Below are 23,475 nucleotides of genomic sequence, written 5' to 3'. Positions count from 1 at the left end.
GCGTCGGGGGTTCGGGTCAGATCAGCCGGTTCTTCCCCGACGCCCGACGCAGGTCGGAGAACGCACCGATCGAGGTCGACGTCGCCGTCGCCACCGGGCGACCACCGGCCGCCTCGGACTTCGACACCATCACCACGTTGTCGATGTAGGGCTGGATGGTGCTGGTGTTCTGCACGGTCGCGACGATGATCAGCTGGAAGCCGAACTTGCGGAACGCCGAGAGCGCCTGCTGGGCGAATTGCGGGTCGGACTTGGAGAATGCCTCGTCGAGCATCAACTGCGCGAAGATCGGTCGGTTGTCGTCGCCATGCGGGCTGGCGAGGTTGAAGCTCAACGCGCCGGCCAGACAGAAGGCCATGAGCTTCTCCTGCTCGCCACCGGAATTGTCGCCGGCATTGCTGTAGGTGCGGATCGTCTCCCCGGTCTCGGCGTCGTGCTCCTCACAGTAGAAGTCGAAACGGTTGCGGACGTCGAGCGCGTCGCGCGTCCACTGCCGGTCCTCCGGGGTCGCCCCCGCCAGGCGTTCGCGCAGCAGGAGGATGTCGGCGTACTGCTCGAGGATGGCCTGCTCATCGCCGAACGCGACGGCGGTCGACCGCCCCGCGATCTGACGCGCCTTTTCGGTGAGTTCGGCTGCGGCCCCGAGATTCTTGCGTCCCGGTTGCAGGCGCAGTCGGGTGCCACGATTGAACGCGACCGCACCCAGGCCCGTGTTGACCCGCTCGATCTGCTCGACGATCCGGCGCTCCTCGGCGTCGGCGGCCATGTGCAGGTTGAGGATCGCACCCGGCGCCTGCTCGGTGATGAGCCGGCGCATCCGCTCGTAGGCCGCGGGTAGCTCCCGCTCGTCGATGCGGCGGCACAACGCGACGTAGTCATAGATGCGCTCGTCGAAATCGCTGCTGTCGTTCGGGATCTCGTCGGGGAACTCCTCGTCGTAGGTCGCGAGGATACGAGCCAGTTCGTCCCGGGAGCGACGCGCATCGGCGCGCATCCGATCCCGGTCGCGCCCAACGGCCTTGATCAGTTCCTGGCGGTAGGGATCCGGTGCGAGCACATCGAGGGTGGCCGCAGAATCCTCACGGAACGTATCGAGGGCCGCCTGTGCAGGACCGGAGATGTCCTCGGCCTTGAGGCGGTCGACGAGATCGAGCAACTGCGTCCGGCGCTCGTCCTGGGTCGCGATTCGGTCACGCACGAGCGCGGCATGGGAGATCGCCGCGCGGACCTGCTCCCAGATCTCCTCGGCCTTGCGTTGCAGTGCCTCGACGTCGGGATGCTCTTCCATCAACAGTTCGTACTGCTCCGAGAGCCGCTCGGCGCGATCGTCGGCGGACTCGACGTCGATCTCACTCCACTGCGTGAACTGCTCGCACACAGTGCGGTAGAGGTCGCGGCGGCGTTGTTTGTCGGCTCGCTCGCGTTCGAGGACGGCGGTGGCCTCGCGCGCCGCGGCATGAATGCTGTCCTCGTGGTCGAGTTCCTCACCGAGGGCGGCGACCTTGGCGTCGACGTTGCCGACGAAGATGTACTGCGAGGGCCGCAGTGCCTGCCGGTCGTCCTTGATGGCCAGCTTCGCGGAGTCCTTGCGCAGGCCGCGATCGGTGACCGCCTTGGCATGGTCGGCGAATTCGGCCGGATCGTCGACGCAGACGTAATTGCCCAGTCGGGTGAGCAGCGTCAGGGCTTCCGCCGAGCTCGGGTGCTCCGGATCGACCGGACGCAGGGTCGCGGCCAGCGTGCCGGGGTCGGGCAGCACCGCCGTGCGGCGCTCGACATGATGCAACTGGATCCGCCCACGCATATCGTGGGTGTTCACGAACCGCAGGGCGGCATTGAAATGGCGATCCGGCACCAGCAATCGCAGACCGGCGTTACGCAGCACCTTCTCCACCGCCGGACGCCACCGCTCCTGCTCCGGGTCGAGTTCGACGAGTTCGGCGACATAGCGCAATTCGGAGTCGTCGAGCTGCAACGCGTCGGCGATCACCCGGCGCATCTCGTGCTCGGCGCGCGGCAGCGCCGATCCGGCCTCGCGCACCCGGGCCAGCTCGTCGGCAGCGGCGTCGCGGCGGCTCCGAGCGGCGACCTCCGCGGCCAGCAGTTCGGCGTAGTGTCCCTTGCCGGCCTCGAGTTGCCCGTCGAGCCGTGTCGCCTCCTCGATGAGGGATTCGCGTGTCTCCCAGAAGTCCTCGGCCGACTCGGGGATCTCCACGTCGAGCGCCGACATCTTCGAGTCGAACGAGGCCCGCCGCATCGACACCTCGCTCGCCGCTTTGCCGGCCGCGGCGAGCTGTTCCTGTAGTGGTGCGAGATCGGCTGTGCTGGAGGAGATTCGCGACAGCAGATGGCTGTGATCCTGGCGAAGTTGATCGTGCTGGGAGGTCAGCGCGGCCAGATCGCCGTCGAGACGGGCGATCTGATCGTCGAGGTCGGCGATCTCGGGTTCGGCGTTGCGGATCCGCAGGTTGGTCACGTAGGCACGGATGGTCGCGCTGTCGATGGTGTCGAGCACCGAGAACTTCGCCGACTCGGTCGCATACCGTTCCTGGACGGCCTCGATGTTGCCGAGGATGGTGCGTTTGCGACGTGCGACGTCCAGGAATTCGCGGGCCTCGACGAGCGGATCGATCTGCTCGAGTGCATCCTTGATACCCGCGATGCTGGTCGGTTCGTCGAGCATGAACTCACGGACGAACTGGGCCAGCCCGCCGACGCTCTTGAGCGACTTGGCCTTTCCCAACAGCTGCTGGGCGGCCTCGGAGCCGCGGATGCCGATCAGCGAGTACAGCGACGCGAGGTACTTCCCCTCGCCGGGACCGCCCCGCCAACCGCGCTCACGGAGCCGGGCCGCATTGTGCCCGTTGGCCGCCCACTCGTTACAGGCGTCGACGATGTCGGCGTCGCCGTCGGCGAGATAGTAGGCGCTGTGGGCGTCGGTCATCTTGCCCGCAGCGAGCCACTTGAGGACGAGGCCGGTGATCGACACGCCCGAGGTGGAGGTGTAGGTGACGGCGATGGCCGCCCAGGCCGGCCCGGTGCCGCGCAGGTACATGATCTCGCGCGTCGAGTTCACGCCGTCGCGCCGCTCGCCCCATGCTCCACGCACGTACTTGCCGACGGTCCGCCGACCACTCGCCGATCCGGCCGCCGTGGCGTCGCCGGAGGCGTTGAAGTTGCGCCGATGGTCGGGCAGGAAGGCCAGGGAGATGGCGTCCAGAAGCGAGGACTTACCGCTGCCCGACGAGCCGGTCACCAGAGAACCGTTGGCGCTGAACGGAATCGAATGATACCCGTCGAAGACGCCCCAGTTGATCAACTGCAACCGCGACAGGTGGAACTGGTCGACACGATCGCTCACCAGTCATCTCCTTCGTCCGTGTCGTCATCCTCGGTGTCGTCACCGTCGTCGGTGTCCCGATCGCCCTCGGCGAGGTATCCCGAATTGTCGTCTTCGGATTCGGGCGCGGAGCGATCGAGCGTCTGCGCGTCGGCCTCCTCGCCGGCACCGATGAATTGCTCGAACTGGTGCTGCAGATCGGTGATCACCGATGCCGTCATGATCGCGGTGATCGCCGGACTCACGGTGAAGGTGTCGGGGTCGTCGCGATGGCGGCGCAGCAACTCGAGTTCCTCGAGCTTGTCGATCGCCTTGTCGATGCGTTTGTCGAACAGGGCGAGGTCGCGATCGATGGTGTTGGAGACGCCGGCGAACAGTTCGTGGATCTCCTCGTGGGTGATCAATACCTGATCCTCGCGCGCGGCCCGCATGTGTTTGGCCAGGTGCAGGGCGAGGATCGCGTCGTAGGCCTGGATCGTCTCGCGCTTGAGTAGTCTTCTACCCCAACGGGAGTCGTAGCCCACCTGCTCGACGAAGGCGACCTCGAGTTCGGTGACCAGGCGCAGCCGCAGATCGAGTTCGGACAGCCGGATGCGTAGGGGCTCCTGGTATTCGACGATCCAGGACCACAGCTGGGGAGTGCGGTCGCCGCTGACATAGCGCCGGGTGAGTAGATTCTGCAACGCCCAGCAGGCGCGGTCGGGCATCGCCGAGACGTCCCCGTCGAAGCGGGGGACCTTTGTTTCCTCGATGGCGGTCCGGCTCACCGCGGGCAGGTCGTCGTAGCCGTTGAACTCCTCGGTACTGAGCCCCTTGGCGCTGAACCCCTCGGCGCTGAACCCCTTCGCGGGAAACCGTTCTGACTGATCGGTCACAGGACGTCGACCTCCGCGGTGGGGATGGGTTCGGTGAAATGCAGGGCGGGAATCTCGATGAGACGGTCCTCGCCGTCGAGGGACCGGAATCGGATGAACTCGGTCGCCACGGGGTCGCCGGTGGCCGACGATTGCCGCAACGCCCACGACCACAACACGATCACGTGGGCGAGATAGGGGTCGTCGAGGGAATCGATGACCTCCGACAACGCCACCGGACCGTCGACGACCGCGTTGTTGACCACCTCGGTGAGTTCGACGGTGTCGACCTGGCCGGCCAGCGAAACGAACGAATCGAGATCGGTCTCCCCTGTCGCGGGTACCGCCGGTTGCGGGGGTTCAGGGGTGCGGATCTCGAACGCGAGACGCCCGTTGGACGTCAGCGCGGGGGTGGCCAGCGGCAATTCGTAACCCAGCCGCCGATCGGCGAGAGAGATCGTGAGCAGTTCGTTGGCCGTGGCCAGGGCGTCGTTGAGTTGGCGGGCGATACCGCGGCTCTGCTCGAGGGTTCCCGAGGCGACGAATCGGCGGATCCGACGCGCGCAGCGGCGACGGATCCGGCCGACCTCGTCGATCTGCTGGGTGACCAGCACGAAGAAGTTGTCCATCACCGATCGCAACCCTGGATCGATGGCGGGCAGATGCGCGGTGACGGTCTCGATGTCGGAGACCAATCGAGCCCGTTGGGTCGGGTCGCCGATCATGTGCGTGAACGCGTGATAGGACGCGCTCTGCGAGGACTCCAGCAAGGCCTCGTAATCGTCGAACATCTGCCGCTGCCGGTCCCGATAGGCCAGATCGGAGTCGTTCGGATCGTCGAGGAGCGCGGTGGTGATGCGGTCGAGCATGCTGCCGTACTGCCCGATGTCGGAGATGATCTGCTCCATCTGGTAGGCGATGGCGCGGGCCTCGTCCTCGGCGGCCCGCAGATCCGGTCGGCGCCGGCGACCGGCGTCGAGGTCGGCGAGTTCGGCGTCGAGTTCCTCGATCTGATGGGTGAGGTCCTCACGGATGTAGCTGGGGTCGTCGCTGACCTGACCGGCCACGCGCCGCAAACCTGCCGCGATGCCGTTGATCGAACCCGCGGTGGCCACCGAGTCCTCCCGGCGCAGCCGCCGCATGTAATCGAGCACCGAGCGCGCCTCGGGGGTGAGGTAGCACAGGTTCTGGGTCGCGACGACCGGGTCGGCCATCCGATGCAGCCACCCGTTCTTGGCCCACAGTTTCAGCAGATCCATGCCGTGGGGCTGGTCGCCGACGCCGAGTTCGGCCATGTCGCGTTCGAGCCGGATCGCCAGATCGGTTTCCGACCGGCGCGCCCCGAAGTCGAGGTGACGCTCCATCAATGTCACGTAGAGCGCGGAGTTGGTCGCGGCGAACAGCCGGACGGCCGCGGATCGTTGGATCGATCGGTTGGTCTCCCACGCCTGCATGAGCGTGGGCTGAGTTGCACTGTCCATCGCCGCCTCGTGGGTTCGTCTCGGGTTCGGTTGCTCGTCGGGGTTCGGTTGCGATCGGGGGTCGGGTTGGTGGCCGGGCCGCCAGGTAGTCTCCCACGTCCACCGATCGTGGCCCGCGCCACGTCCGAGCCGCTGTGGACAACCACGCCGACACGCCGAGGCGACCGGCCGAAGAGATCCGCATGTCGCGAGGCGTCGAACTCCAGGCAAAGGACGTACCGGTAACGACGGTTCTCGTCACGGCCGCTGCGAGAAGAGGGTGATCCACCGATGTCCGAGTTGCGCCTGGTGATGCCGCACCAGTTGTTCGAATCACATCTGAACGCCGAGCCCGGCACGCGGTTCGTTCTCGTCGAGCACGATCTGCTGTTCCGCCAGTACCGCTTCCACCGGCAGAAGCTGATCCTGCATCGTGTGTCGATGCGCCGGTTCGCACAGCGGCTGCGCCGCCACGGATTCGACGTCGAGATCATCGAGACCGACTCCGCAACCACCAGCCGAGAATCCCTGAGCGCTGTGGTGCGGCGGCTGCGCCCGTCGTCGGTGCACCTCTACGACGTCGTCGACGACTGGCTCGCCGCCGATGTGTGCGGCGCCCTGGCCGACGCCGGGATCGACCTCGACGCCGAGGCCACCGCCGAGAGCCCCAACTTCCTCACCTCACGACGCCAGATCACCGAGTTCTTCGACGGCCCGACCGCCCGGATGAGCGAGTTCTACACGTGGCAGCGGCGCCGCCTCGGCATTCTCGTGGACAGCGCAGGCGTGCCCGCAGGCAAACGCTGGAGCTTCGACGCCGACAACCGCAAGCCGCTCCCCCGCAGGCTCGACGTGGCCGTGCCGCGGTTTCCCGATCCGGACGAACACGTCGACGCGGCCATCGAATGGGTCGAGAAGGAGTTCCCCGACAATCCCGGCGACGCGCGAGCGTTTCGGTGGGCCACCGACCACCGTGGGGCGCGCGAGATGTTCGAGGACTTTCTCGCCGAGCGATTCGCCGGGTTCGGCCCCTACGAGGACGCCATCAGCACCACCATCCGTACCTCTTCCACGCCATGCTCACGCCCGCCCTCAACATCGGCCTAGTGTCACCGCGGACGGTGCTGCGCCGCGCACTCGAGGTCGGCGGGCAGGGCGAGATCGGGCTCGCCGGGCTCGAGGGATTCGTCCGTCAGCTCATCGGGTGGCGCGAGTACATGCGCGCCACCTACGTGGTCCACGGTCGCACGATGCGGACCGCCAATCGGCTGGGACATCGCCGCGCACTCGCGCCGGGCTGGTGGACGGCGCAGACCGGGCTCGTGCCGGTCGACGGTGTCGTGCGCCACGTCCTGGACTGCGGCTGGGCGCATCACATCGAGCGGTTGATGATCCTCGGTAATGCCATGTGTCTCTTGCGAACCCATCCCGACGAGGTCTATCGGTGGTTCATGGAGATGTTCGTCGACGCCTACGACTGGGTGATGGTGCCCAACGTCTACGGGATGAGCCAGTTCGCCGCGGGCACCGCCATCACCACCAAGCCGTACGTCTCGGGCAGCAACTACCTGCGCAAGATGTCCGACCTCCGCAAGGGACCGTGGTGCGCGGAGTGGGACGGCCTGTACTGGACGTTCGTCGCCGATCATCGCGACGTTCTCGACCGCAACCGCCGGTCGTCGTTCGTGGTGGCCAATCTCGAGCGCATGGAACCGTCGACCAGGGCCGCCCACCTACGCACGGGCCGGCGTTGGCTCGACTGACGATCGCGGAGGTGTCTCTCGGGCCGCGTGGCGCACGTGAGGGTGCCACCATGGAGTCATGTTGCCCACCCTCGACCTCACCGCAGCCGACACCGACGGGCAGGCCTTCGCGACCGCGCTGCGCGAGGCCGCCCACCAGCACGGATTCTTCTACCTCGTCGGACACGGCATCGCGCCGGCGCGGATCGACGAGGTCCTGCGACTGGCCCGTGAGTTCTTCGCGTTGCCCGACGCCGAGAAGCGGCGGATCTCCCAGCTGGACAGTCCCGCGTTCCGGGTTATTCACGTCTCGGCGGTGAGTTGACGAACGGACTCGTCGACTGGCGCGAACAGGTCGACATCGGCCCGGACCGGCCCGTCGTCGACGGTGCGCACGGGTACTGGAACCTACAGGGCCCCAACCTGTGGCCGGAGCGTCCCGCCGGATTCCGTGCGGCGTTCGAGGCGTGGATCGACGCGGTGTCGGAGGTGGGCGTGCGCCTGCTGCGGCAGTGGTCGGCCTCACTCGGAGCGCCGGCCGGCTACTTCGATGACGCGTTTGCCGACCGTCCGGCGACCCTGCTCAAGGTGGTGCGCTACCCGGGCAGCATCGACCGGGACCAGGGCGTCGGAGCGCACAAGGATTCCGGTGTCCTCACGCTGCTGCTGGTGGAACCGGATTCCGAAGGGCTGCAGGTGGAAACGCTGGATGGCACCTGGGTCGACGTGCCGCCGAAGCCGGGCGCGTTCATCGTCAACATCGGTGAACTGCTCGAGGTGGCCACCGGCGGTTACCTGCGCGCGACCCGGCATCGGGTGCGCGCGCCGCGCCCCGGCACCGACCGTATCTCGATTCCGTTCTTCCTGAATCCGGCTCTCGATGCCACGATCCCGATCATCGAACTGCCGCCGGAGCTCGCGGCGTTGTCCCGCGGTGTCGAGGCGGACCCGGACAATCCGATCTTCAGCACCTACGGCGAGAACGCCTGGAAGTCCCGGGTGCGCGCGCACCCGGATGTGGCGCAACGACATCATGGGATCACTCCTCTCGGCCCGGCATCCGCCTACTGATCAGTCCGGTCTGATCAGTCCGGTCGCGCAAGCCATTCCGGCCGGCACGAGCCGCGCGGAACCAGCACCGTGCGGTAGCGCCCCGGCGTCTGGCTCATCCGGACCTGGTCGGTGACACCCTGATACGCCCCGAGCGGTGTCTCGGCGGTGAAGGTCTCGGGATCGAGATAACGATGGGTGCCGTCGCCGACATCGGTGCCGGCGATCTCGTGGGCGTAACCACGATCGAACACACCCATCCCGATGATCCAGAGTGCAGCCCGGGTCAGCGACACATGCACCCGGTAACTGCCGCCGTCGCGGGCGCGGCGGGTGAGGGCTTCGACGATTCCCGCGGTGAGCAACCACGACACGATGTAGTCGTTGACGACGAGAATCGGTGGGAGCTTGGGCTTGTCGCCCCCGCCCTCGAGCAGCATCATCCCGGTCAGGCTGCCCGCGGTCTGATCGAATCCGACCTGTGACGACCACGGGCCGTGCTCACCGTTGAGAGAGGCGGTGGCGTAGACGATCCCGCGATGTCCGTCGGCGGCGGCATCGGCGGACAGTCCGATCTTGTCGAGGTAGCCGGGCCGGCGGTTCGCGTAGAACACGTCGGCGTCGCCGAGCAGCCGACGAATCCGGGCGGCACCGTCGGCGTCGTAGGGATTGATCGTCGATGACCGTACGCCGACGTTGGCGGTGGCATAGGTCGCGTCGTGCTCGAGTTCGTCGGGACGCCATACGTTGAGCACGTCGGCGCCGTGCAGGGCCAGTGCCCGGCCGACCCCGGCGCCGGCGATCACATGTCCCATGCCCAACGCCCGGATGCCGTCGAGGGGCTGGTCGACCCCTCCGGGCAGCGGGACGGGGTCGCCGTCGGCGATGCGGGTGATCTCGATGAGCGGCATGTCGGCGAGAACATCCCGATAGTGCGGTTCGTCGAGGAGTTCGGCGGTCGTGCGCAGCATTGGCAGGACGACGCCCGCCTCGACGGCGGCGGCCTCGAGTTCGGCGGCCTTCCAGCTCGCGATGGCCGCCGCGACGGCATCCTTGTCGTCGGGTACCCCGAGGAGTCGCTGCGCACCGACCTTGATCTTCGGATACGGGTTCAGCGGCATCATCCACCGATCGTCGCCGGTGCGGTAGAAGCGGAATCCCAGCGCGTTCGAGGGGTTCGACGGGGTGGCCGGCGGATAACCGTTCAGCATCTCCCACCGGCGATCGTAGAAGGGACACAACCGATGTGGTGCGCTCCGCAGATCCACGGCGATGTCCTGGCCGGCGCCGCCGCGGACCTGCCACAGCTTGGCGACGGCGGCGGACTTGGCGGCGAGTGCGATGGCCGACGCTCCGCCGAGGCGCAAGGTGCTCGGCACCACCGGGTCGGCGCCGTCGAAGGTGACCGTGCCGCCGATGTCGTCTGCCGACATGCCGATGCCGCCCAGCACATCGGCGAGTTCTGTTGCGGGGTCAAAGGAGTCGTCGGTGGCCGGCGCGGCGATGGCCGCGCGCAGTCGGTCGGTCAGGGTGGTCACACCAGCTCCTCGTGGTCCGCGGCGGTCAGGTCGGGAACAGTCGCGTCGGCGGTCAGCAGGTCGTCGGGGATCAGCACCTGTCGCGAGCGTAGATACTCCCCGATCGCCTTGCCCACCTGGTCGATTCGCAGGTTCGAGGATCCGCCTGTGCCGAGCAGGCCCTTGAACACGAAGTGGATTGCCCGCAGATCGGGGAACTCGTGGCGCACCACGTCGATGTCCTTGGTCTCGGGAATCAGGCGGCGGATCTCGTCGGTGGACAGGAATCGCCGCAGCCACGGCCACACCCGCGGATCCGGGGTCCACACACCAACATTGGAGTTGCCGCCCTTGTCGCCGCTGCGCGCATGCACGACGGTGCCCAGTGGCGCGCGGGTGACGCGCTCGGGAAGCGGTGCCTCACCGGGCTCGGGATGCACGGGTTGGGGGGTCGTCGCGGTGGCAGGTGGCACGGCGGCGTCGATGACGGTGCCGTCGTCGAGGATCGCCCGGTGCTGCAGTGCACTCTGTGGGAGGAGGCCCGGCCAGTAGTCGACCCGGGGTTGGGGACGGGAATGCAGTCCGGCGGCACCGTCGTGGAAATAGCCGGGGACGCCCTGCAGGTACAGGCTGCCCAGGCGTGACCCCATCTCTGCGCGCGTGAGCGTTTCGGCATCGTCGGCGACAGCCATGACGCGCAGCGCAACCGTTGCCGCCCACTGGGATTCGGGGTCGTCGGCGGGCTCACCGACCTGGGTGAGGTCGATCTGCACCCCGTCGGGCAGATCCCGGTTCAGTTGGTCGCGGATGAGGGCGATCTTCTCCTCGACATGCGGTGAGGTGACGAATACCGTGTTGACCACGCTCGCGCCGACGGTGCCGAAGAGGGCGACCTTGGTGGTCGGTGGCGGCGGGGTGCCGGCCGCGCCGGACACCGTGACACGATCGGGGCCGGCCTGATCGACCCGCACGTGGTCGAGGTGGACGGTGACATCGGGGTTGAGATAGATCGGGCCCTGGATCTCGTAGACGAGCTGGGCGGTGACGGTGTCTGCGGTGACCGCTCCCCCGTCCCGGGCGTGTTTGGTGATGACGCACGTGCCGTCGGCGGCGACCTCGCCGATCGGGAAACCCGGTGTGGTGCGGTTGGGGATCTCGAGGAAACCGGAGAAGTTCCCGCCGACCGCATGAGCACCGCATTCGATGATGTGGCCGGCGACCACGGCCCCGGCCAACGCATCCCAGTCGTCGGCGGACCAGTCATGCCACCACGCCGCCGGACCGACGGTCAGTGAGGCATCGGTGACGCGGCCGCAGACCACGATGTCGGCGCCGGCGCGCAGCGCTCCGGCGATTCCCCAGCCGCCGAGGTAGGCGTTGGCCGCGATCGGCCGGGCCGCCCAGGAATCGAGCGGCGCACCGGAATCAAGGTTGTCGAAGCGATGTCCGGCGGCCTGCAGATCGGCCAGGTCGGCGAGGATGTTGTCGCCCTCGAGGTGTGCGACGCTCACCGTGACCCCGGCGTCGGCGAGTTCGTTACGCAATGCCTCCGCGAGCCGGTCGGGCGCGAATCCGCCCGCATTGGTCACGACCTTGATGCCGCGCTCGGCGATTGTCGCCAGGTGGGGGCGCAGCTGGCGCACGAAGTATTCGACGTATCCGCGGGAGGGGTCTCGGTGGTGCACCGCCGACAGTGACGCGAGGGTGATCTCGGCGAGATAATCGCCCATGAGCACGTCGACGGGGTCGCCGGCGATGGCCTCGTCGATGGCGGTCCGGCGATCGCCGAGGTAGCCGGAGAAATTGGCGATGCGGATGGGTCGTCGCACGGTCATCGGTACGCTCCTTCGCGTGGTCTGTCCGGCACCGATCTCCTCGTCCGGGGGGCTGATACCGGTATTCGCGTCGAGACCGACGCTATCGACATCGTCCGATGGCCACCACGACCGATTCGCGAACGGCGAGATGATCGTTGCGGTCATGGCGCGCACCCGGCGGAGGGTGATGGTTCGGTGTCCTATCGTGAAGGGCGTGGACCTGCCCCATCTGCGCTACTTCGTCGCCGTCGCCGAGGAGCGCAGCTTCACGCGAGCCGCCGCCCGGCTGCACATGGCGGGTTCGCCGCTGAGCCAGCGCATCAAGGATCTCGAACGCGAGTTGGGCACACCGTTGTTCATCCGCGCGCACCACCGGATCGATCTCACCGATGCCGGCGAAGCGCTGCTACCGCGGGCCCGCGACATCCTCGACCGGGTGGACGCGTTGCCGGCGGTCGTGGCCGATGCGCAGCGGCACGCCCTGCGGCCCGCGGTGATCGGGATCGCGCCGGAGGTCACGCCCAGCGTGCGGGACAACGTTCTCGACACGCTCGCCGACCGCCACCCCGACATCGCCGCGCAACTGCTGCCCGCGAGCACCGCACCGCTGTTGCGAGACCTGCGCGCCGGGGCGGTGGATGTCGCACTCGTCCACGGGCCCGTCGACGGTGAGGGAATCGACAGCCTGCTCCTCGAACGCAGCCCGGTCGGTGTGGCCGTCGGCTCCAAGATCGTGGCGGGACAACCCGATTCGATCACGCTCGGCGAACTGGCGCACGTGCCGTTCGCCTCGATCAACCACGAGGCCGCACCCGAGATCTACCGCAACCTCGACCGGCTGCTCGACCGGCACGGCGTCCGTAAACGAATCACGTTGCCCGACGATAATTTCGCCGGCCTTGCACATCTGGTTGCCAGCGGACAGGCCTTCACCCTCATCTCCCTCGGCGAGGGCATCGGTGGCCGGATGTTCGCCGGTGAGGCGGTGCAGGTCATCCCGTTGCGTGACACCCGCGCGCACATCAGCACCGTCGCGGTGTGGTCCCACCGACGCGCCGAGGCCGAACCGCTGATCGCCGACCTCGTGGACGTGGTCCGCGCGCTGCGCTGAACAGGTCCTCCGACGATCCTGAACGGGTCAGCCGATGAGGCCGTCGCGTCGCGCCCGGTCGACGGCAGCGGTTCGTGAACGTACACCGAGTTTGGAAAAGATGTGCACGAGATGGGATTTGACGGTCATCTCGCTGAGCAGCAGGCGTTTGGCGATCTCCCGGTTGCTGTGTCCGGCGGCGACCTCGACGAGCACGTCGATCTCGCGCGCGGTGAGCACCGCGTCGGCCGGCGCCCGCATCCGTGACATCAGCCGCGTGGCCACCATGGGCGACAACGCGCTTTCGCCGGCAGCTGCGGCGTGCACCGCGGCAATGAGTTCGGTGGGTGGGGTGTCCTTGAGCAAATAGCCCGACGCGCCGGCTTCGATGGCCGCGAGGATGTCGGCGTCGGTGTCGTGATTGGTGACCACCAGCACCCGGGGCACCGGTCGCAGCGTCAGCAGTCGTCGGGTGGTCTCCACCCCGGACAATCCCGGCCCGAGCCGCAGATCCATCAACACCACGTCGGGTACGGGAGCGGGCGGCGTGCACCGGGCGATCGCCTCCTCACCGGTGGCGGCCTCCCCGACGACCCGGATGCCGTCGGACTCGGTGAGCAGCGCACGCAGACCGGCTCGCACGATCGCATGGTCGTCGGTGATCAGGACGCAGATCGGAGGCTCCGCGGACGAGTCCGGGTCGGTCGGTGCGGTCATCGGAGCGCGGGCTCGACCCGGAAGCCGACCGCAACGGAGGTGTGGCCGGGTTCGGAGACGACGTCGAGGTCGCCGCCGAGCTCGCGCACGCGTCGGCGCATCGTCGTCAGACCGAAGCCCGACGCGGCGTCGGCGTCGAAACCCGCTCCGTCGTCGACGATGTCGAGATGGACCTCGTCGGAGCTGTAGGTGAGCGTGACCCGCAGGACCTTCGCCCGCGCATGCTGCACGACGTTGCCGATGGCGCTCTGTGCCACCCGCACCAGCGCCGCCTCGACCGGCATGGGCAGCCCGAACGGCTCGCCGTCGACGACGAGGCGGGTACTCAGGCCGTGACCGCCCGCATCATCGGTCACCCGTTGTAGTGCCGCGCTCAACGAGCGTCCGTCCAACGGTGCCGGAGTGAGTTCGTCGATGAGTCTTCTGGTCTCGCCGAGGGCGTCGGCGGCCGCGGTACGCGCGGTGTGCAGCTCCGGCGAATGTCCACCGGCCCGGCGTTCGGCCGCGTAGATGAGCATCTGGATGCTCGACAGACTCTGTGACACCGTGTCGTGGATCTCGCCGGCGAGTCGCTCCCGTTCCCGTGCCCGCCCCACTTCCCGCTGTTCGTCGGCGAGTTCGGCTCGGGTGGCGAGCAGTTCGTCGATGAGGAGTTGCCGGCTGCGTACCTCGTCGAAGAGTCGTTGATAGCCGGCCGTGATCACCACCGCCACCGCGGCCCCGAGGATCGGTCCGATCGCCGCGGCGACCGACCAGCCGTTGTGCAGACCGAAACCCACCACCGCGGCCACCGTGGACATGGCGACACATGCGGTGCCCCAACGCATCCCGGCCAGATGCAGGTAGAGGAAGAACATCACGAACACCAGGTAGACGGCCTCGCCGCTGACGGACAGGCAAGCCAGCCACACGAGGCTCAGCGCCGCGAGCCACCACCAACCGGCACGGCTCGAGCGCACCAGCACCATGCCCGAGGCATAGATCGCGAGCCACAGTGCGGCCAGTGCCACCGCCGCCTCCGACGTCGCGCCGCCGCTGCCCACCGCGCGGACCGCGACCACCACCGCGAGCACGGCGGCCATGGTGTGCAGGGCCGCGCGCAGGGCGGTGAAGACCGGGGCCAACGGTGAGGAGTGCATGTCGATTCAGTTTATCGGCGGTGCACTGCCGCGCATCCATCGAAAGTGCGAGTCGCCGGTGCCGAACGATGCACCCCGTGACCCTCCAACTCTCGACGCGCCGCATCCCCGATGCCCGCCACACTGGCAACCGACCACCGAAAGGACTCTCCATGTTCGTCGCCATTCGTGATCTCCGAAGAGCCAGAGGACGATTCGCGCTCATCACCCTGGTGGTGGTGCTGGTGTCGGTGCTCGTCACCTTCCTGGGCGGACTCACCGCGGGATTGCGCCACCAGAACATCTCCGCCCTGCAATCACTGCCCGGTTCGATGATCGTGTTCGCCGACACCGGGTCCGCGCCCTCCTTCGATCAGTCGGTGCTGACCACCTCGCAGATCGCGACCTGGCAACACCGTGCCGAAGACGTGGTGCCCGTCGGCATCTCGCGAGACCGCGCGACCTCGACCACACATACCGATCCGATGCCGGTGGTGCTCTTCGGCCTCGGCGGAAACGACCGCCCGGTCACCGGCACCGTCGATGTCGCAGCGCCGATCGCCTCGTCTCTCGGGCTCCGTGGAGGCCAGGCCATCCAGGTCGGCGGGCGGACGATGACCGTCGGACGAATCGTCGGCGACCAGTGGTACGCCCACAGCCCGGTCATCTACCTGCCCATCGACACGTGGCGGGACCTGGCACCGCAGTTCGGCGCCGCCACGGTACTCGCGGTGACACCACGTGTCGGCACCGATACGCAGTCCGTGGCCGCCTCGAGTGGCACCACCATCCGCTCCGGGTCCGATGCGCTGTCGGCGTTGGCGTCCTACAGCGCCGAGAACTCGTCGCTGACACTGATGACGGTGATGTTGTTGCTGATCTCAGCACTGGTCATCGGTGCGTTCTTCACCGTGTGGACCGTGCAACGCGTCCCCGACATCGCGGTACTCAAGGCGCTGGGGGCGTCCACCGCCTCGTTGGTGCGCGACGCCCTCGGCCAGGCCGTGCTCATCCTGGTCGTGGGGTGCGGCCTCGGTGTGGCGGTTGCCGTCGGCGGCGGCACCCTGCTGGGCTCGATCCCGTTTGTCGTGACCGCCTCCACCACCCTGTTGCCCGCGCTGGCCACCATCGGACTCGGCGTCCTCGGCGCCGGTGCGGCACTGCGTTTCCTCATCACCACCGATCCCCTCACCGCACTCGGGAGCAACCGATGACCACGCCACGACGCGTACCGACCCTGACGCTGCAGCACGTGACGATGAGCTATGCCGATGGCACCGGCCACCTCACCGCCCTCGACGACATCGAGGCAACCTTCGACGCCGGGACGACCAGTGCCGTCACCGGGCCGTCGGGATCCGGGAAATCCAGTCTGCTTGCCGTGGCCGGAGCGCTACGCCGTCCCGACAGCGGACGTGTTCTCCTGACCCAACGCAGCTCGCACCGTTCGGCAAGTGGCTGCGGGACAGTCGATCTGGCGCAATTGCGCGCGTCTGCGGCCACCAGGGTGCGCCGCGAGCGCATCGGCCTGGTCTTCCAGCAGCCCAATCTGCTGCCGTCGCTGACGGTCCTCGAGCAACTCCAGGTGACCGCACATCTCGGACAATCCCGGATCGTCGGCGCAGCCCGGCGCCGCGCCACCACTGCTCGGGCCCGAGACCTGTTGGTCGCCGTCGGTCTGGACGGGATGGTGCACCGGTTGCCTGCCCACCTTTCCGGCGGACAGCGTCAACGGGTCAACATCGCGCGGGCATTGATGAACGAGCCCGACCTCTTGTTGGTCGATGAGCCCACCTCGGCGCTCGACACCGAGCGTGGGGCACAGGTGCTCTCGATGCTGATCGACCTCACCGCCGCCACCGAAACCGCAACGATTCTGGTCACCCATGATCGGACGCATCTCGCCCGGATGGACGCCGTGTATCGGATGGTCGACGGCGTTCTGTCGCCCAGTGACGCTGGACACACCGACAGCAGGCGGTCTACTGTCGGCGCCAGATAGTCAATTAATTGACCAAGGAGTCGTGATCGAATGCACCCGTTCCGCAAAGCGGTGGAAAACCGGGACATGGCAGCCGTCGACGAGCTTCTCGCCGAGGATGTGACCTTCATCAGTCCGGTCGCTTTCGCGCCCTATCAGGGCAAACCGATCACCGCGGCCATCCTGCGTGGCGTGTTCCGGGTGTTCGAGGACTTCCGTTACGTCAAGGAGTTCGGTGCGCCCGGAGCGCCCGACCATGCCCTGATGTTCGAGACGACGGTGAACGGCAGGGCGATCACCGGCTGCGATTTCCTTCATCTCGACGCCGACGGCAAGATCGACGAGTTGATGGTGATGGTCCGACCGTTGTCCGGGGCCACCGCACTCGCCGAGGCGATGGGGGCGCAGTTCGACCGGATTCGCGCCGAGGCCGAAAGCGGAGCCCACAGCGGATAGGCGCGCCGTGCTCAGTGCGTCGTCTCGGTCCGGTCGAGGCGCGCGGACAGGACGTCGGCTGCACGGCGACACCACGCCGCATTCTCCCGCTCGAAGGCGATGCCGCGCAGCCCCGTGAGATACGGTCCCACGCGCGGACTCTCGGCCAGGTACCGGTCCTCGGACATCTCCCCACGCATCTTCGCGAGCAGCGATTCGATCAGCTCGGCCTTGGCCAACGCGTGCGCCCGACGGGCATGCAGGGTCTCGATCAGGGTGGCCGCCTCGCCGACATCGCACGCCCGCACCTTGACCAGCAGATCGTCGCGCACGAAGGTGGGTTTGGATGCGGCCGAGACGAAGTCGACGAGTGCGGCACGCCCGGTGTCACTCAGGGTGAAGACGCGCTTGTTGGGTCGGCCCTGTTGGGTCACCTCACGACCGCGGATCAGGCCGTCGGCCTCCAGACGCGACAGTTCGGCATACAACTGTTGTGGCGTCGCGAACCAGAAGCTCGCAACCGCCACGTCGAAGGTCTTGGCCAGTTGATACCCACTGGCGCCGTCGTCGAGGAGTTCGGCGAGGATCGCGTGACGCAACGACATGCCCCCAGAGTAGTCAACAAATTGCCCCTATTGGGTATTGAGCCGGGCACCGTCGCGGGATACCGTCGAGGAACGCGCCGCTCGCCCACGATGGTCGGCGCCTCACGCGCCGCGAAGGAGAACGATGAAACTCGGACTGCAGCTGGGATATTGGGGTGCGCAGCCGGCACCGAACCACCACGAACTCGAGCTCGCCGCCGAGGAATCCGGGTTCGACGCGGTCTTCACCGCCGAGGCGTGGGGCTCGGACGCCTACACCCCGCTGGCCTGGTGGGGCGCCTCGACGCAGCGGATGCGGTTGGGCACGTCGGTCTTGCAGCTCTCGGCGCGCACGCCCACCGCCTGTGCGATGGCCGCCCTCACCCTCGACCATCTCTCCGGTGGCCGGCACATCGTCGGCCTCGGTGTGTCGGGTCCGCAGGTGGTCGAGGGCTGGTACGGGCAGAAGTTCGAGAAGCCGTTGGCGCGCACCCGTGAATACATCGACATCATGCGGCAGGTGTGGGCGAGACAGGCACCGGTGGTCAGCGACGGTCCGCACTACCCGCTGCCCTACACCGGGCCCGGTGCGACCGGACTGGGCAAGCCGCTCAAGCCGATCGTTCACCCGCTGCGGGCCGACATCCCGGTGATGCTCGGCGCCGAGGGACCGAAGAACATCGCTCTTGCCGCGGAGATCGCCGACGGCTGGTTGCCGTTGTTCTACACGCCACGGATGGCCGACACCTACAACGCGTGGCTCGACGAGGGATTCGCCCGGCCCGGCGCCCGCCGCAGTCGGGAGGACTTCGAGATCTGCGCGACCGCCCAGATCGTCATCACCGACGACCGCGACGCCTCCTACGCCGCGATCAAACCGTTCCTGGCTCTCTACATGGGCGGAATGGGCAGCGAGGACACCAACTTCCACGCCGAGGTCTACCGGCGCATGGGCTACGGCGAGGTCGTCGACGAGGTCACCTCGCTGTTCCGGTCCGGGCGCAAGGACGACGCCGCGGCGATCATCCCCGACCAGGTGGTCGACGATTCGGCCATCGTCGGCGATGTCGATCATGTCCGGGAACAGATCGCGGTCTGGGAGAAGGCAGGCGTCACCACGATGCTGGTCTCGCCGGGCAGTGTCGAGGAGGTGCGCCGTCTGGCATCGTTGGTCGCCGAGACCGCGTAGGTAGTAGCGTTGCGCGGCATGCGCATGCTTCGAGGAGTCCTCGCATCGATCGCCCTTCTCGCCGTGGTGATGGTGGCCGGATGTGGCTCGTCCGACGACGAGCCGCCGAGTTGGTCACTGAACGGATCGACCGGACGGGTCACGGTAACCGGGGCGAAGAATGACACCTCCGCCCCGCAGGTGTCGGTGACCACGCCGTTCGCGGTTACCGAGACGCAGGTGCACACGTTGAGCGGCGGTGACGGCCAGACCGTCGGGCAGGGCGCCAACGTCACCGTCAACTACGTCGGCGTCGACGGACGCACCGGACTGCAGTTCGACAGCAGCTACACCCGCGGCCAGCCCGCGCAATTCTCACTGGCACAGGTGGTTCCGGGATTCAGCAAGGCGATCGCCGGCCAGCGCGTCGGCTCCACGGTCGCGGTGGCGATCGCCCCCGCCGACGGCTACCCCGACGGCAATCCGTCGGCTGGCATCAACGCCGGGGACACGTTGGTCTTCGCGATCGTCATCGTTTCTGCCGACGGCTGAGCCGTCAGGCGCCGACGTAGTCGGCGAGGTGGCGGCCGGTGAGTGTGGTTGACTCCGAGACCAATTGGGCCGGGGTGCCGGTGAACACCACCTGACCGCCATCGTGTCCGGCTCCCGGTCCGAGGTCGATGATCCAGTCGGCGTGGGCCATCACGGCCTGGTGGTGTTCGATGACGATCACCGATTTCCCGGCGTCGACCAGGCGGTCGAGTAGTCCGAGCAGTTGCTCGACATCTGCCAGATGCAGCCCGGAGGTGGGTTCGTCGAGGATGTAGACATCACCCTTCTCCCCCATCTGTGCGGCCAGTTTGAGGCGCTGACGTTCCCCGCCGGACAGTGTGGTCAGCGGTTGTCCGATCCGTAGATAGCCCAGCCCCACGTCGGACAGTCGCTGTAGGATCTTGTGTGCAGCAGGTATTTTCGCGTCCCCGTCGGAGAAGAACCGCTCGGCCTGGGCCACCGACATCGCCAGTACCTCGTCGATGTCGGCACCGCCGAAGGTGTAGGTGAGTACCTCGGCCTGAAATCGCTTGCCCTCGCAGACCTCGCAGATCGTCGAGACCCCGCCCATCATCGCCAGATCGGAATAGACGACGCCCGCACCTTTGCAGTTGGGGCATGCGCCCTCCGAATTGGCGCTGAACAGAGCCGGTTTGACGCCGTTGGCCTTGGCGAACGCCTTGCGGATGGGCTCGAGCAGGCCGGTGTAGGTGGCGGGGTTGCTGCGCCGCGAACCCTTGATCGCAGCCTGATCGATGCTGACGACGCCGTCGCGTCCGGCCACGGATCCGCCGATGAGCGAACTCTTCCCCGATCCGGCGACGCCGGTCAGTACCACGAGCACACCGAGCGGGATGTCGACGTCGACATCGCGGAGGTTGTGGGTGTCCGCGCCACGGACCTCGAGGATGCCGGTCGCCTCACGCAGGGTCGCCTTGAGTGTGGCGCGGTCGTCGAGGTGGCGGCCGGTGAGGGTGTCGGCGCCGCGCAGTCCCTCGACGCTGCCCTCGAAGACGATCTGACCACCCTCGGTGCCCGCGCCCGGGCCGATGTCGACGACGTGGTCGGCGATCGCGATGGCCTCCGGTTTGTGTTCGACGACGAGCACCGTGTTGCCCTTGTCGCGTAGTTGTCGCAGGAGATCGTTCATCCGCTCGATGTCGTGCGGATGCAGCCCGATCGTGGGTTCGTCGAAGACATAGGTGACATCGGTCAGAGAGGAGCCCAGATGACGGATCAGCTTGGTGCGCTGAGCCTCTCCGCCCGAGAGCGTGCCTGCCGGTCGATCCAGGGAGAGGTAGCCCAGACCGATGGCGACGAAGGAGTCCAGCAGTTCCGACAGTGAGGTCAACAGCGGACTCACCGATGCCGTCGACGATCCCTGCAGGCTGCGCACCCAGTCGGCGAGGTCGGTGATCTGCAGGGCGCAGACGTCGGCGATGCTGCGACCGTCGATCTTCGATGATCGTGCGAGTTCGGACAGCCGCGTGCCGTCGCAGTCGGGGCACACGGTGAAGGTGATCGCGCGGTCGACGAAGGCTCGGATGTGCGGCTGCATCGCCTCCCGGTCCTTGGCCAGCATGGATTTCTGGATCTTGGGGATCAGGCCCTCGAACGTGACGTTGATGCCCTCGACCTTGATCCGCTTGGGTTCGGAGTAGAGCAGGATGTCGAGTTGTCGTTTGGTGAACTTGGCGATGGGTTTGTCGGGGTCGAAGAATCCGCACTCGCGATAGATGCGCCCGTACCAGCCGTCCATCGAGTAGCCGGGAATCGTCAGTGCGCCCTCGTTGAGGGATTTCGTCTCGTCGTAGAGGGCCGTCAGGTCGAAGTCGGAGACCTCGCCTCGCCCCTCGCATCGCGGACACATCCCGCCCGTGATGCTGAACTCCCTGCGTCCCTTGACTTTTCGGCCACCGCGTTCGATCTCGACGGCCCCGGCACCCGACACCGAGGCGACATTGAACGAGAACGCCTGCGGCGAACCGATGGCCGGCTCGCCGAGACGACTGAACAGGATGCGCAACATGGCATTGGCGTCGGTGGCGGTGCCGACCGTGGACCGCGGGTTGGCGCCCATGCGTTCCTGGTCGACGATGATCGCCGTGGTCAGGCCCTCGAGCACGTCGACGTCGGGCCGGGCCAGGCTCGGCATGAAGCCCTGGACGAACGCACTGTAGGTTTCATTGATCATCCGCTGCGATTCCGCGGCGATCGTCGCGAACACCAGCGAGCTCTTCCCCGACCCCGACACCCCGGTGAACACCGTCAGGCGCCGTTTGGGGATCTCGACGTCGACGTTGCGCAGGTTGTTCGCCCAGGCGCCATGCACCCGGATGATGTCGTGGGTGTCGGCGGGGTGGGGCGTCGATCTCGTCGGCGTCCGGCTCATCGGCTCTCCGTTGCGGTCGGGCTTCTCTGGTGGGATGGCAAGGTCTCGGGCGTCACGTGGCCCGGGCGTCAGGGAGTCTGGTTGATGCGCAGCAGGTTGCCCGTCGGGTCGCGAAATGCGCAGTCGCGCACACCGTACGGTTGGTCCATCGGTTCCTGGATGACCTCGGCCCCGGCAGCTTGGAGCTTGTCGAACACGCCTTGGAGGTCGTCGGTGGCCAACGTCAGTGCTGCGCCGTAGGTGCCCTTGGCGATGAGATCGAGGATCGTCTCCCGCTCCTGTTCGGTGATGCCGGGATCGACGGCGGGCGGGTGGAGCACGACAGCGGTCTGCGGCTGGTTCGGGGGCCCCACGGTGAGCCAGCGCATGCCGGAGTAGCCGACGTCGTTGCGAACCTCGAATCCGAGGGCGTCGCGATAGAACCCGAGTGCCGCGTCGGGATCGGTCTGTGGGAGAAAGGTGTAGGCAATGGTGATGTCCATGCCGACAACGCTAGCGGCGCCCGGCCGGTGAGACTTCTCGATTCCTGATCGGTCTGGTGATCTGTGTGGCCAGACACGTCGGAATGCCCAGGGTCTCGTCCGCGGCGCGACGGCGATACTCGGTGGGCGACATACCGACGAGCTCGGTGAAGCGGGTGCTGAAGGTCCCCAGAGACGAACAGCCCACGCCGAAACAGATGTCGGTGACCGACAGATCGCCTCGCCGCAGCAAGGTCATCGCGCGTTCGATACGCCGCGTCATCAGGTAGGAGTACGGCGATTCACCGTATGCGCGCTTGAATTCGCGACTCAGATGTCCCGCCGACATCGCGATGCCGCTCGCAAGCGCCTCCACATCGAGAGGGTGTGCGTAATCGCGGTCGATCCGGTCGCGCACCTGTCGCAGGCGGCGCAGGTCTGCCCGGCGCCGGTCGCGGTCTGGTTTCGCGGTCACATGGACGATCCTCGCACAGTTGACAGCACGTATTCGTTCAGTGCGTGCCCCGGGATCGTAGGTAGACATCGGCATCGAAGCGCAGGACCGCCACCCCCGCCTGATTCACCAGTTCGGTCGTATAGGTCACCAGGCCACGGCCGCGCGGGTCGAGGTCGACGGATTCGATCCGCATGGATCCCGACAATGTGTCCCCGGGACGTACCGGCGCCAGGAACTCCATCTCCCGGAGCCGGCGTCCGGCGATCACGCTCCACGAGGTCAGGACCGAGCTGACCGCGAGTCGCTGCGCGATCGCGAGACTGTGGATTCCGCTGGCGATCAGACCACCGAATGCCCCCGACTCCGCGGCTGCCCTGTCGACGTGAAACGCCTGCGGATCCCACTGCGACGCGAAGTCGACGAGTTCGGACTCGGAGACCGTATGAATGCCCAGTTCATGGCGTTGACCAGGCTGGAGATCGTCGGCGTACACGATGGGATCGGTCATCGCTGGGTCGGCTCCTCGGGTGTGCGGCGGCATGATGTCGGGCGGGCTCGGCGTCTCGTGCGAATTCTTTCCGACGATGTGTAACGCACTCGCCACCCTCGACGATCTCACCTATGACTCCGACCGAGAGTGCCAGACCCCCGACCCGGCATTCTCGATCGGAGTCTCTTGTTGTGGTGGGCTCCTCTGTTCTGGTGGGCCTCCCGCCCTGTGCGTGGCTGAGACGTATCGG

20 protein-coding genes and 1 pseudogene are annotated in these 23,475 nt (G+C 67.3%); 9 read left to right on the top strand and 12 right to left on the bottom strand.

The window, feature by feature from the left end; translation table 11 throughout:
- Positions 1 to 16: 16 nt before the first annotated feature.
- The 3 genes from AC5ZH6_RS13085 to AC5ZH6_RS13075 are packed head-to-tail and all read right to left on the bottom strand — an operon-like array spanning position 17 to position 5,675.
- The gene (locus AC5ZH6_RS13085; RefSeq protein ID WP_006372759.1) at positions 17 to 3,361 is read right to left on the bottom strand and encodes an ATP-binding protein; all 3,345 of its coding nucleotides are present in this window, start codon (positions 3,359 to 3,361) and stop codon (positions 17 to 19) included.
- Positions 3,358 to 4,215: a DUF4194 domain-containing protein gene (locus AC5ZH6_RS13080; RefSeq protein WP_006372760.1), complete on the bottom strand. Its 858-nt coding sequence runs from the start codon at positions 4,213 to 4,215 to the stop codon at positions 3,358 to 3,360. Before AC5ZH6_RS13080 ends, AC5ZH6_RS13085 begins: the two co-directional genes overlap by 4 nt.
- A complete protein-coding gene (locus tag AC5ZH6_RS13075) occupies positions 4,212 to 5,675 on the bottom strand; it encodes a DUF3375 domain-containing protein (RefSeq protein WP_006372761.1) in 1,464 nt (487 codons plus the stop codon). The genes AC5ZH6_RS13080 and AC5ZH6_RS13075 overlap by 4 nt, the downstream gene beginning before the upstream one ends.
- Before the next feature lie 270 nt (positions 5,676 to 5,945).
- Here AC5ZH6_RS13075 and AC5ZH6_RS13070 point away from each other — a divergent pair, with 270 nt between their 5' ends.
- The 3 genes and pseudogenes from AC5ZH6_RS13070 (at position 5,946) to AC5ZH6_RS13060 (ending at position 8,467) form a co-directional block, all read left to right on the top strand.
- Entirely contained in the window at positions 5,946 to 6,761 is an 816-nt protein-coding gene (locus AC5ZH6_RS13070; protein WP_006372762.1) for a cryptochrome/photolyase family protein, read from the top strand.
- Positions 6,761 to 7,417, top strand: a complete 657-nt coding sequence (locus AC5ZH6_RS13065) for an FAD-binding domain-containing protein (RefSeq protein WP_244421222.1) — start codon at positions 6,761 to 6,763, stop codon at positions 7,415 to 7,417. The genes AC5ZH6_RS13070 and AC5ZH6_RS13065 overlap by 1 nt, the downstream gene beginning before the upstream one ends.
- Before the next feature lie 58 nt (positions 7,418 to 7,475).
- Positions 7,476 to 8,467 (top strand): annotated as a pseudogene (locus AC5ZH6_RS13060) (isopenicillin N synthase family dioxygenase).
- Positions 8,468 to 8,481: 14 nt separating this feature from the next.
- Here the strand turns inward: AC5ZH6_RS13060 and AC5ZH6_RS13055 are convergent.
- Both AC5ZH6_RS13055 and AC5ZH6_RS13050 read right to left on the bottom strand, forming a co-directional pair.
- Entirely contained in the window at positions 8,482 to 9,984 is a 1,503-nt protein-coding gene (locus tag AC5ZH6_RS13055) for a CoA transferase (protein WP_006372766.1), read from the bottom strand.
- On the bottom strand, positions 9,981 to 11,798 hold the full coding sequence (locus tag AC5ZH6_RS13050; RefSeq protein WP_006372767.1) for an acyclic terpene utilization AtuA family protein: 1,818 nt from the start codon (positions 11,796 to 11,798) through the stop codon (positions 9,981 to 9,983). The genes AC5ZH6_RS13055 and AC5ZH6_RS13050 overlap by 4 nt, the downstream gene beginning before the upstream one ends.
- A 196-nt stretch (positions 11,799 to 11,994) precedes the next feature.
- Here AC5ZH6_RS13050 and AC5ZH6_RS13045 point away from each other — a divergent pair, with 196 nt between their 5' ends.
- The gene (locus AC5ZH6_RS13045; RefSeq protein WP_238534903.1) at positions 11,995 to 12,891 is read left to right on the top strand and encodes a LysR family transcriptional regulator; all 897 of its coding nucleotides are present in this window, start codon (positions 11,995 to 11,997) and stop codon (positions 12,889 to 12,891) included.
- A gap of 27 nt (positions 12,892 to 12,918) precedes the next feature.
- Here AC5ZH6_RS13045 and AC5ZH6_RS13040 read toward each other — a convergent pair whose 3' ends face one another.
- Both AC5ZH6_RS13040 and AC5ZH6_RS13035 read right to left on the bottom strand, forming a co-directional pair.
- Positions 12,919 to 13,587, bottom strand: coding sequence for a response regulator (locus AC5ZH6_RS13040; protein WP_006372769.1), 669 nt, complete (start codon positions 13,585 to 13,587; stop codon positions 12,919 to 12,921).
- Positions 13,584 to 14,726 (bottom strand): sensor histidine kinase, encoded by a 1,143-nt coding sequence (locus AC5ZH6_RS13035; protein WP_006372770.1) that lies wholly within the window; start codon positions 14,724 to 14,726, stop codon positions 13,584 to 13,586. Before AC5ZH6_RS13035 ends, AC5ZH6_RS13040 begins: the two co-directional genes overlap by 4 nt.
- A gap of 152 nt (positions 14,727 to 14,878) precedes the next feature.
- Between AC5ZH6_RS13035 and AC5ZH6_RS13030 the strand changes: the two genes are divergently transcribed.
- Genes AC5ZH6_RS13030 through AC5ZH6_RS13020 form a run of 3 tightly spaced genes read left to right on the top strand, consistent with a single transcriptional unit; the run spans position 14,879 to position 17,142 of the window.
- Positions 14,879 to 15,919 (top strand): ABC transporter permease, encoded by a 1,041-nt coding sequence (locus AC5ZH6_RS13030; protein WP_006372771.1) that lies wholly within the window; start codon positions 14,879 to 14,881, stop codon positions 15,917 to 15,919.
- Positions 15,916 to 16,707 carry an ABC transporter ATP-binding protein gene (locus AC5ZH6_RS13025; RefSeq protein WP_006372772.1) on the top strand — a complete coding sequence of 264 codons (792 nt, stop codon included), beginning with the start codon at positions 15,916 to 15,918 and terminating at the stop codon, positions 16,705 to 16,707. The genes AC5ZH6_RS13030 and AC5ZH6_RS13025 overlap by 4 nt, the downstream gene beginning before the upstream one ends.
- 30 nt (positions 16,708 to 16,737) lie before the next feature.
- Entirely contained in the window at positions 16,738 to 17,142 is a 405-nt protein-coding gene (locus tag AC5ZH6_RS13020) for a nuclear transport factor 2 family protein (RefSeq protein ID WP_006372773.1), read from the top strand.
- Positions 17,143 to 17,153: 11 nt separating this feature from the next.
- Here AC5ZH6_RS13020 and AC5ZH6_RS13015 read toward each other — a convergent pair whose 3' ends face one another.
- Positions 17,154 to 17,726, bottom strand: a complete 573-nt coding sequence (locus tag AC5ZH6_RS13015; RefSeq protein ID WP_006372774.1) for a PadR family transcriptional regulator — start codon at positions 17,724 to 17,726, stop codon at positions 17,154 to 17,156.
- A 124-nt stretch (positions 17,727 to 17,850) separates the two neighbouring features.
- On the opposite strand from AC5ZH6_RS13015, the gene AC5ZH6_RS13010 reads away from it, so the two are divergent.
- Together AC5ZH6_RS13010 and AC5ZH6_RS13005 are read left to right on the top strand one after the other, a co-directional pair.
- Entirely contained in the window at positions 17,851 to 18,894 is a 1,044-nt protein-coding gene (locus AC5ZH6_RS13010) for an LLM class F420-dependent oxidoreductase (protein ID WP_496169116.1), read from the top strand.
- A gap of 18 nt (positions 18,895 to 18,912) precedes the next feature.
- Positions 18,913 to 19,425, top strand: a complete 513-nt coding sequence (locus AC5ZH6_RS13005) for an FKBP-type peptidyl-prolyl cis-trans isomerase (protein ID WP_020171302.1) — start codon at positions 18,913 to 18,915, stop codon at positions 19,423 to 19,425.
- 4 nt (positions 19,426 to 19,429) lie between these two features.
- Here the strand turns inward: AC5ZH6_RS13005 and AC5ZH6_RS13000 are convergent, their stop codons facing one another.
- From AC5ZH6_RS13000 to AC5ZH6_RS12985, 4 genes are all read right to left on the bottom strand, one after another.
- Entirely contained in the window at positions 19,430 to 21,817 is a 2,388-nt protein-coding gene (locus AC5ZH6_RS13000) for an ATP-binding cassette domain-containing protein (protein ID WP_006372777.1), read from the bottom strand.
- Positions 21,818 to 21,885: 68 nt separating this feature from the next.
- Positions 21,886 to 22,299 (bottom strand): VOC family protein, encoded by a 414-nt coding sequence (locus tag AC5ZH6_RS12995; RefSeq protein ID WP_006372780.1) that lies wholly within the window; start codon positions 22,297 to 22,299, stop codon positions 21,886 to 21,888.
- 10 nt (positions 22,300 to 22,309) lie between these two features.
- Complete coding sequence (locus AC5ZH6_RS12990; RefSeq protein ID WP_006372782.1) at positions 22,310 to 22,753, bottom strand: helix-turn-helix transcriptional regulator; 444 nt, start codon at positions 22,751 to 22,753, stop codon at positions 22,310 to 22,312.
- Positions 22,754 to 22,790: 37 nt separating this feature from the next.
- A complete protein-coding gene (locus AC5ZH6_RS12985; RefSeq protein WP_035728872.1) occupies positions 22,791 to 23,339 on the bottom strand; it encodes a MaoC/PaaZ C-terminal domain-containing protein in 549 nt (182 codons plus the stop codon).
- Between the last annotated feature and the right edge of the window lie 136 nt (positions 23,340 to 23,475).

The organism is Gordonia sp. YC-XJ4 (assembly GCF_059511865.1).
The sequence above is the reverse complement of the archived record's forward strand: the minus strand, read 5'-3'. Positions and strand labels throughout refer to the sequence as shown.